This is a genomic window from Flavobacterium sp. NPDC079362 (assembly GCF_050267765.1).
In the GTDB taxonomy this organism is placed as follows: Bacteria; Bacteroidota; Bacteroidia; order Flavobacteriales; family Flavobacteriaceae; genus Flavobacterium; species Flavobacterium azizsancarii.
The window spans coordinates 92819-101608 of record NZ_JBNNFM010000022.1 but is presented as its reverse complement, the minus strand read 5'-3'; the positions used below and the strand labels follow the sequence as shown (position 1 = coordinate 101608).

Below are 8790 nucleotides of genomic sequence, written 5' to 3'. Positions count from 1 at the left end.
ATCTTTGGCCTTTTATATAGTTTCTGTTCGTCAGGTCAAGAGTTTGCCTACTGCTTCCTTCAGATTCCACCTCGCGATGGACACCCTTGCATTCAACTAACACTTCCCACTGTAAAGGCGTGTTCGGGACTTACACCCTAGAGTTATCGCCCATGCTGGGCACACAACAAAAAAGCCGCAATCTTCAAACTGAAAATTGCGACTGAATACTGTAAACTAATTATTCTCCGGTATAAATAATTTTATCTGCTTTTTTCAGCACATAACCTTTCCAGGGAATCAATTGATAATCGTCTTTAAGCCAGGAATCACCTTCTGATTTTCTTTCTAAAAGAATGGGCTCTTTTTGAGTATCAAGGAAAAGCTCGGCTTTATTCCCGTCAAAAATTACGTAGGCAACTGTCGAATATTTTTTTCCATCTTCAGCATGAGCTAATTTGGTACCCACTTCAAAAAGACGTACACATTCATTTTTGAGCGTTGACCATGTATAACCTGCAGAAGCTTTGCAACCATGAGCATCTGAATCTCCACCAACTACTACAGCTGGTTTTGGTTCTTGTTCTTTTGGCGTTTTACTTTCTTCTGAAACTTTCTTAGCGCAAGAAAATGAAAGACCAATAATAATCGAAAATAAAAATATCTTTTTCATAAACTCTATTTTTTAAAAGTGGTGATAAAAAATAGCCTTCTAAATACTATTTCTGATACAACCAGGTTTGATTTACTTCAAAAGTAATCTTATCATCGTTATCAACAAAATACTTTAATAAGACTTCTCCCCATAATTCACCATTGCTATAATCAGCTATAATCCATCTGTGGTTTAAAATCTTTACTTTATTAATGATAAACTTGTTTGGGCCTATTTTATCCTGACCTGTATAAGGGTTTCCGTTTGGGTTCGCATTCAAATCCAATAACTTTTCTGTTACCACGGGAATCAATTTTTCGTATAAAATTACTTTTCCTCCTGAAGCGGTATTATCAAAATAATTTTGTGCATTTTCATTGTGTTCCAGAGAAAAATAATTAGCATCAGCCAACTGCGTTGTTACTAAATTAATACTGTCTCTTAGTTTCTTAGTCGTTTTATCATATCTTTCCTGCCCAAATTTTACTTCTCTGCTGTAAAACATATAAGTAAAGACATTCATAAGTATCGCAAGGATAAAAAGATAAAGCATTAAGGATTTTTTCATTTTTATGGTATAATTAAATTGTAATTTCTAAGTTATCGTAAGCCAGGAATACGTTTTTAGGTAATTGTTTTTGTACTTCTTCATGAAAGCCTAAAACGTGGCTAATGTGGGTTAAATAAGCTTTTTCAGGTTTTACTAAATTGATAAAATCCAGTGCTTCCTGCAAATTAAAGTGTGTATCGTGTGGCTCTACACGCAAAGCATTTACCACTAAAACTTTAAGATTTTTTAGTTTTTCGACTTCCGTTTCGTGAATGGTTTTAACATCGGTGAGATAAGCGAAATCATCAATACGATAACCAAAAACCTGTAAATCGCCGTGCATTACATTGACCGGAATAGCTATTTTATCGCCAACGGCAAAAGGTTGGTTATTTGTTACCTCTATCGTTTTAACGCTTGGAGCGCCCGGATATTTGTTTACGGTTTCGAAAACATAATCAAAACGTCGTTTTAGATTATCGATCACTCGCTGATGTGCATAAACGGGAATTTCGCCTTGCCTGAAATTAAACGGGCGAATATCGTCTAAACCTGCCGTGTGATCTGCATGTTCGTGTGTAAACAGGATTGCATCAAGATGTCTGCAGCCACACGAAAGCATTTGCTGCCTGAAATCGGGTCCACAATCTATTACATACGAATGTTCGCCCCACGTAATCCAGATGGATACGCGAAGCCTTTTGTCCTTAGCATCAGTGCTTTTGCAAACAGGATGATCGACTCCGATGATCGGAATGCCTTGGGAAGTACCTGTACCTAAAAAATATACCTTCAATTGAACTTATTTTTTTTACAAAAATAGGATTATTTCTCTTTCATTAGAAGCCTAATTTGCTAACTTTGTAACAAATCTATTTAAAATAAAATGGGTACAGAAATAAAACTCAAAGGTGACAAGGTCATCGAACAGATTCCTTCCATAAAAGACAAAGCGTTACGCATTAATTTAAACGAGAATATTTACGGAACATTTGCTGAAATTGGCGCCGGACAAGAGACGGTCAGGCATTTTTTCAGATCCGGAGGTTCATCGGGAACAATTGCAAAAGCAATGTCTGCCTATGACAAAGATTTCAGTGATGCCGTTTATGGAGTTGAAAGTGATGGCCGCTATGTAACGGAAGAGCGATTAAAAAAAATGCTGACTCTTGAAGGTCAAATAATCGAAGAACGATTAAGCAGAGAAAAACATCCTACCAAACTCTTCTTTAGTTATGCCAATACTGTTGCAACTATAGATTTTGCCAAACAATTTAAAGGCCACGGTTGGGTTGGAATCAGATACCAAATTGAACCTGATGAAGCTTACAACGAAATTATTCTACACATTCGTTTTAAAGAAACTGACGCCAGACTACAACAAGAAACACTGGGGATCTTAGGAGTAAACCTTATTTACGGTGCTTTTTACAAATACAACGATCCTAAACGATTACTTCGCTACCTATACGATCACTTAGACAAAGACCAACTCGAAATTGACACTATTAACTTCTCAGGACCTCGTTTTGCAGATGTTGACAATCGTTTGGTTAGTTTGCAATTGGTCAAAAACGGAATGACTGATGCGGTAATGTTCAATCCTGAAGGAAAAAACATTCTGCCGGCTTCTATCTTATACAAAAAGAACCTTCTTGCTCTTAGAGGAAGTTTTCGTCCGGTTACAAAAGTAAACATGGACATGTACGAGAAATCGCTTAAAATGTTTCTTGAGGAAAATAAGGTTGAGAAAGATAATACACTGGTTATTTTTGAAATTACACTTTCGAATTTACGTTCTGATGGTGAAATTGATGAACGTGATTTTATGGACAGGGCCGAATTGCTTTGTTCACTAGGCCAGACTGTAATGATCTCAAACTTTCAGGAATATTATAAAGTGGTTGAATACTTTGCTAATTATACTAAGGCCAGAATGGGATTGGCAATGGGTGTAAACAATTTAGTTGATATTTTTGATGAGAAGTACTACCGTCATTTAAGCGGTGGAATCCTGGAAGCCTTTGGAAAACTTTTCTATAGAGATATGAAAGTTTTCTTATATCCGATGTTAGATGACAATGGCGTTTTGATGGACTCTAACAACTTAAAGGTACATCCTAGAATGAAAGAATTGTATAAATTCTTTAAATTCAACGGAAAAGTGGTTGATATTGCTGATTATGATCCGCACAATTTAGAAGTTTTCTCCCGCGAGGTTTTAAAAATGATCAATCAGGGAAAACCAGGTTGGGAACCGATGCTTCCGTCTGGTATTGCCGAAATTATAAAAGAACATCATCTTTTTGGATATCATCCGCAGAAAGAATTAGAACAAAATACTTAAAGAAAAAAGTCCCTTATTTAGGGACTTTTTTTGTTTAAGGCTCTGAATGAATAAAAATTTTACCGCAAAGCACGCTAAATTTTGTATGCGTAAGTTTAAAAAAAAAGTAAAGTTCGCAAAGCTTTTTCAACACAAAGCTTTGCGAACTTTACTTTTCATAAAACTAGGAACAAAAAAACTTAGAGTACTTTGCGGTAAAACCATACCAAAATTACACGTCAAAATTGCAACCTGAAACCTGAAACAAAAATTTCTACTTCAAAATCTGGGCTGCGTGTTCTTTTGTTTTTACTTTTTCGATAACCTCATCAATAATTCCGTTTTCGTCTATTACGAAGGTTGTTCTGTGGATTCCGTCATATTCTTTTCCCATGAATTTTTTAGGTCCCCAAACTCCGAATGCGTTGATTACAGTTTTATCTTCATCTGCTAATAGAGGAAAAGGAAATTCATATTTGTCTTTGAATTTTAGCTGTGCTTTCTGACTGTCAGCACTTACTCCCAGAAGTTCGTAATTATTGGCTTTAAAACGTTCGAAATTATCTCTTAAGTCACATGCTTCTGCTGTACATCCTGGCGTACTTGCTTTTGGATAAAAGAAAACTACCACTTTTTTTCCGGCGTAATCTGCCAGTTTATGTGTTTTTCCGTCCTGATCTACTCCTGAAAAATCGGGAGCTTTATCACCTGCTTTTAATGTTGTCATTTATTTAGATTATTAGATTGTTAGATTTTTTAGATTTTAGAAAAAAGAATGTAGAACATAGATTTTAAATAAGTAGACTAGAGATTTAATTTAGTCAATACCTTTCAACCTTTAACTTTTTACTTATAACTTTTTTTCATGCCCCAGATTGCAGTGAAAACCCCGGAGTTGCGGTAATTTACATTTTTTGTATTGGCAAAGCGACCAACGGAAGCTCTTGCGAATGCTTAAAAATGTTATTGCCACAACGAGGAGTTGCAACGAAAAACTGGATTAGGCACATCATTAAAATTATACTATTTTTACGAGATTAAAAATACGGAAATGAATAAAGAAGCTCGCGTACAATTTGTTATAAATACGTTAAAAGAACTCTACCCCACTATACCCATTCCATTAGATCATAAAGATCCTTATACACTGTTGATTGCGGTTCTACTTTCGGCTCAATGTACGGATGTACGTGTGAACCAGATTACGCCTATACTTTTTGCAAAGGCTGATAATCCGTATGATATGATTAAAATGTCTGTCGAAGAAATAAAGGAAATTATTCGTCCTTGTGGTTTGTCGCCTATGAAATCGAAAGGAATTCACGGTTTATCGCATATTTTGATTGACAAACATGATGGAAAGGTTCCGCAGAGTTTTGAAGCTCTTGAAGAATTACCTGCTGTAGGACACAAAACTGCCAGTGTGGTGATGTCTCAGGCTTTTGGTGTTCCTGCTTTTCCGGTTGATACGCATATTCACAGGCTGATGTTAAGATGGAATCTATCGAATGGCAAAAACGTGGTGCAGACTGAGAAAGATGCTAAAAGATTATTTCCTAGAGAATTATGGAATGATTTACATTTACAAATTATCTGGTACGGACGTGAGTATTCGCCTGCAAGAGGATGGAGTTTAGAGAAAGATATTATTACGAGAACTGTTGGGAAAAAATCGTTGATCGAAGAAGCAACTAAAAAGGAAGAAGCTACTAAAAAGATTGTTAAGTAGCTTCTATTTCGTTTTTACATACTGCTTTTAAGTGTATTGTATTCGCTGGTCATATTGAGCGATCTATAGATACCGAGTAGTGATTTTGTAGCATTTTCGTTTTTTGGCTCGATGGTTAGTGCCTTTTTAAGATACGGAATGGCGCTCTTTACAATATCATCTTTTTGGGCATCTAACTTATCATATTGCTGCATTTCTTTAGGGCTGTTTCCTAAGGTGCCCATCAAATCAAGTAATTCTTTTTTGAACTCTATTTTTATATAAGCCAGATTAATATAACAGGTTATGCAATTTTGATTGACTTGTAAGCCATCTTCAAAATATTTTTCAGCACTGCAATAATCATTAGTTTCCATATATGAGAAGGCTAAAGAAGTCATAATTTCCTCCTTTTTTGAGGGTGGATTTACATTTCTTGGTTTTTCATATAATCCTTCCTGAATACCAGCTTCCCGGGCGCTCATTGAAACAAAAGCTTCTTCTGTTTTTGTTTTTTTATTGGTTGCGTAAAAAAGAACTCCTTCACCGGTATAATTTAGCTTTCTAAGTTCCTCGAAATATTTAATGGCTGATTTATAATCTTTAGCTGATAAAGAAGCTGAGGCTGCATTAAATAAATTTCTGACATCTTTTTTGTCGAACAGGTAAACTTCATAACTTTTGTCTGCACTTTCTTTGAATTTCTCCGCTTTAAAATCGTTGTAAGCGCCATCTACCAATTTAGATTTCATCTCTTTTAGTGCCACACTTGCCTTGAAGGCATATTTATAAATCTGAGAATCGTTCTCGTATAATAATACATCCTGATAAGCTCCTACTGCTAAAGCAAAATTAGTTGCAGCATCTATATTTTTAGTTGCTAAGTCTTTGTAAACATTTCCTTTTGTAAAGTAGAAGTCTGACTTTACCTCAACGGGCGCATTGATGACGAGATATTCTATTTTTTTTAAAATAGCTACTGCTTCCTGAGTTTTTCCTTTGGCTAAATAGGATTGTGCTTCTTTAATTTCTTCTTTTTGAGCATGTGCTCCGGTATTTAGCAATAGTAGCACTAATAAGGTTTTAAGGCTCTTTTTCATTTTCTGATAGGTTTGGTTGTTAAATAGATTAAGGGTACTACTTATGGAGTGCTTATTATAAACATGGATTTAAAAGGTTGAAAATTTTCACCTTTACTACTTGTCAATATTTAATAAACACTCTCTTTTCTAATATTCTTTACGAAATATTAAAATAGACAACAAACAAAACAGGGTTAGGGTAGTTTTTGGTCATAGATGATTTGGTTTTGGTTAAACTATTATTTTTATTAGAACAATTTAGTTTTATACATATTGAAAGTTTTTTAATACATAAACTGTACTTATACATCAATTTAATTGAATAAAAAATCGTTTTTTAACTAAAATAAAGCTAAATATAAAATAAATATTTGATATTAGATAAAAATATTAAACTTTAACAAAACACTCTTCACAAACCTATATACCAATTCATTGTTAAATTGATGTAATGGTTTTATAAACTATTAAAAAGTAAAGGGATGCCTTAAGCGCATAAAAAAACTCACTATCTGTATTTGCATACAAATAGTGAGCTTTTTAACCAAAACGACCATTTGGTTTTTCTTTCGAAATAAACATCCGACAAATATAGTGGGCTGTTTAATTAGCTATAATTTCAAAACTCTTATTCTCAATTTTCACAACTGTTAATGCTTGTGAATAATTAAGTAAAAAAGAAACAACTTCTTTTTTAGGTTTTAAATCTTTAGAAGCTAATGCCTTTTTAGAGTAAATTTTTGCCATACTATCAAAATGTTTTTATTATAGTATAACGGGCTATTACTTAAAATAGTATTAGTTGGTTAAAATAATTTGATGTTTATCAATTATTTTTCTTAAATTCATTAGTGCATAACGCATTCTTCCTAATGCTGTATTAATGCTAACACCCGTAATTTCAGATATTTCCTTAAAACTCATATCCTGATACATACGCATTACCAAAACTTCTTTTTGATCTGACGGGAGCTCTTCAATTATCTTTTTCAGGTCTACTTCGACCTGATCGAATATCATTTTGTTCTCGATAGTCAAAGAATCGTCAGACATTACAGAAAAAATCGAAAATTCTTCGGTTTCTCTGTACATTGGCATTTTTTTGGTTTTACGAAAATGATCTACGATTAAGTTGTGGGAAATACGCATTACCCAAGGCAGGAATTTACCTTCTTCGTTATAGGAATTACTTTTTAAGGTTTTAATGACCTTAATAAAAGTATCTTGAAAAATATCATTTGAAATATCTCTATCAGCAATCTTCGAATATATAAATCCATATATCTTAGACTCGTGTCTTTTAATTAATGTCGAAAGGGCGTTTTCGTTGCCATCGACATAATTTTTCACTAATAGAGCGTCTGGAATATGCAGATCAGCCATAGTACTACTTTTTTAGTTTTCTGTTTAAAATTTGGAGTAATTTTCTAAAAAGTAGTTTTATAAAATAGGCGTCTCTTTTGGGTTTATGTGGTTATGTTAATATTCTGACCAAATTTAACAAATTATTATTTTAAAAAGCAAACAAGTGGAACAATAATTAACAATAAAACGTTAATTTTTGTTGTACAAACATGATTTCAGACCTCATATTGCTAAAAAAGCTTCATTCACCTTCTTTTTTTAATACAAAAAAAACAGATATAAACACCTAATAATAAAACAATTAAGACGTTCATATCTGATTTAATTACAGTTTTTCAGTCGAACATTCTTTTATTGATAAACACGAACATAATCGACATAGTATTTTTGAGGCAGTACAGTATCATCTACTTCCGGACCTCCAAAATTTCCTCCTATCGCTAAATTGACTATAATATAAAATGGTTTATCAAATGGCCAGGTGTCTTCGTTTTTTACTTCGGGATTAAAGGTGTAAACGAGTGTAGTATCTACAAAAAAATCAATTTTATCTTTTGTCCATTCAATTGCGTATACATGATATCCTTCTTCTATATTAGGAAAAGGAGTTCTTTTTGTATTAATGGTATTACCATGGCTGTCTTGGGTATGCAAAGTGGTGTACACCATATGCGGATCTCTGCCTATATATTCTAAAATGTCTATTTCTCCGGTTTTTGGCCATTTTACCTGATCAATATTAGCGCCTAACATCCAGAATGCAGGCCATAGACCATGACCAACAGGCAGTTTTGCCTTGGCTTCGATTCGGCCATATCTAAATTCTTTTTTGCCTTTAGTTGTTATTTTAGTCGATGTATATTTGCTGCCTTCTTTTCTGGCTTCGATAATTAAATTTCCATCTTTGATTTCGTGATTTGTTTTGGTATAAATCTGTCTTTCATTATTGCCATAACCACATAGGTCCGGACAACCATCACCAACTTCGAAATTCCAAAAAGCTTCGTTAACTTCTTTTTTATTAAAATTCTCTTCCCAAACTAATTTCCTTTTTACTTCTTGTGCAAAACAAAAACTGGAAATCATTAATAGTGTAATTACTTTTTTCATTGTCTTCTTTTAAAA

The 8790-nt window shown here is 33.7% G+C and carries 10 protein-coding genes; 2 read left to right on the top strand and 8 right to left on the bottom strand.

Going from position 1 to position 8790, the window contains the following annotated elements; translation table 11 throughout:
* Nucleotides 1-220: 220 nt before the first annotated feature.
* The 3 genes from ACQKCJ_RS17350 to ACQKCJ_RS17340 are packed head-to-tail and all read right to left on the bottom strand — an operon-like array spanning nucleotide 221 to nucleotide 1980.
* Nucleotides 221-652, bottom strand: a complete 432-nt coding sequence (locus ACQKCJ_RS17350) for a hypothetical protein (RefSeq protein ID WP_427402541.1) — start codon at nucleotides 650-652, stop codon at nucleotides 221-223.
* Between the two features lie 46 nt (nucleotides 653-698).
* Nucleotides 699-1202 (bottom strand): hypothetical protein, encoded by a 504-nt coding sequence (locus ACQKCJ_RS17345; protein ID WP_271336435.1) that lies wholly within the window; start codon nucleotides 1200-1202, stop codon nucleotides 699-701.
* A 13-nt stretch (nucleotides 1203-1215) separates the two neighbouring features.
* A complete protein-coding gene (locus tag ACQKCJ_RS17340; RefSeq protein ID WP_271336434.1) occupies nucleotides 1216-1980 on the bottom strand; it encodes an MBL fold metallo-hydrolase in 765 nt (254 codons plus the stop codon).
* Nucleotides 1981-2070: 90 nt separating this feature from the next.
* Here ACQKCJ_RS17340 and ACQKCJ_RS17335 point away from each other — a divergent pair, with 90 nt between their 5' ends.
* Nucleotides 2071-3531 carry a TonB-dependent receptor gene (locus ACQKCJ_RS17335; RefSeq protein ID WP_271336433.1) on the top strand — a complete coding sequence of 487 codons (1461 nt, stop codon included), beginning with the start codon at nucleotides 2071-2073 and terminating at the stop codon, nucleotides 3529-3531.
* Between the two features lie 253 nt (nucleotides 3532-3784).
* Here the strand turns inward: ACQKCJ_RS17335 and bcp are convergent, their stop codons facing one another.
* On the bottom strand, nucleotides 3785-4237 hold the full coding sequence (gene bcp / locus ACQKCJ_RS17330) for a thioredoxin-dependent thiol peroxidase (protein WP_427402540.1): 453 nt from the start codon (nucleotides 4235-4237) through the stop codon (nucleotides 3785-3787).
* 324 nt (nucleotides 4238-4561) lie between these two features.
* Here bcp and ACQKCJ_RS17325 point away from each other — a divergent pair, with 324 nt between their 5' ends.
* The gene (locus ACQKCJ_RS17325; RefSeq protein WP_427402539.1) at nucleotides 4562-5239 is read left to right on the top strand and encodes an endonuclease III domain-containing protein; all 678 of its coding nucleotides are present in this window, start codon (nucleotides 4562-4564) and stop codon (nucleotides 5237-5239) included.
* A 14-nt stretch (nucleotides 5240-5253) separates the two neighbouring features.
* Here ACQKCJ_RS17325 and ACQKCJ_RS17320 read toward each other — a convergent pair whose 3' ends face one another.
* The 4 genes from ACQKCJ_RS17320 to ACQKCJ_RS17305 form a co-directional block, all read right to left on the bottom strand.
* Complete coding sequence (locus ACQKCJ_RS17320; RefSeq protein ID WP_271336429.1) at nucleotides 5254-6318, bottom strand: hypothetical protein; 1065 nt, start codon at nucleotides 6316-6318, stop codon at nucleotides 5254-5256.
* A gap of 585 nt (nucleotides 6319-6903) precedes the next feature.
* On the bottom strand, nucleotides 6904-7047 hold the full coding sequence (locus tag ACQKCJ_RS17315) for a hypothetical protein (protein ID WP_167443809.1): 144 nt from the start codon (nucleotides 7045-7047) through the stop codon (nucleotides 6904-6906).
* 51 nt (nucleotides 7048-7098) lie between these two features.
* Nucleotides 7099-7683 carry an RNA polymerase sigma factor gene (locus tag ACQKCJ_RS17310; protein WP_271336428.1) on the bottom strand — a complete coding sequence of 195 codons (585 nt, stop codon included), beginning with the start codon at nucleotides 7681-7683 and terminating at the stop codon, nucleotides 7099-7101.
* Between the two features lie 333 nt (nucleotides 7684-8016).
* Nucleotides 8017-8775, bottom strand: a complete 759-nt coding sequence (locus ACQKCJ_RS17305; RefSeq protein ID WP_271336427.1) for a glycoside hydrolase family 16 protein — start codon at nucleotides 8773-8775, stop codon at nucleotides 8017-8019.
* Between the last annotated feature and the right edge of the window lie 15 nt (nucleotides 8776-8790).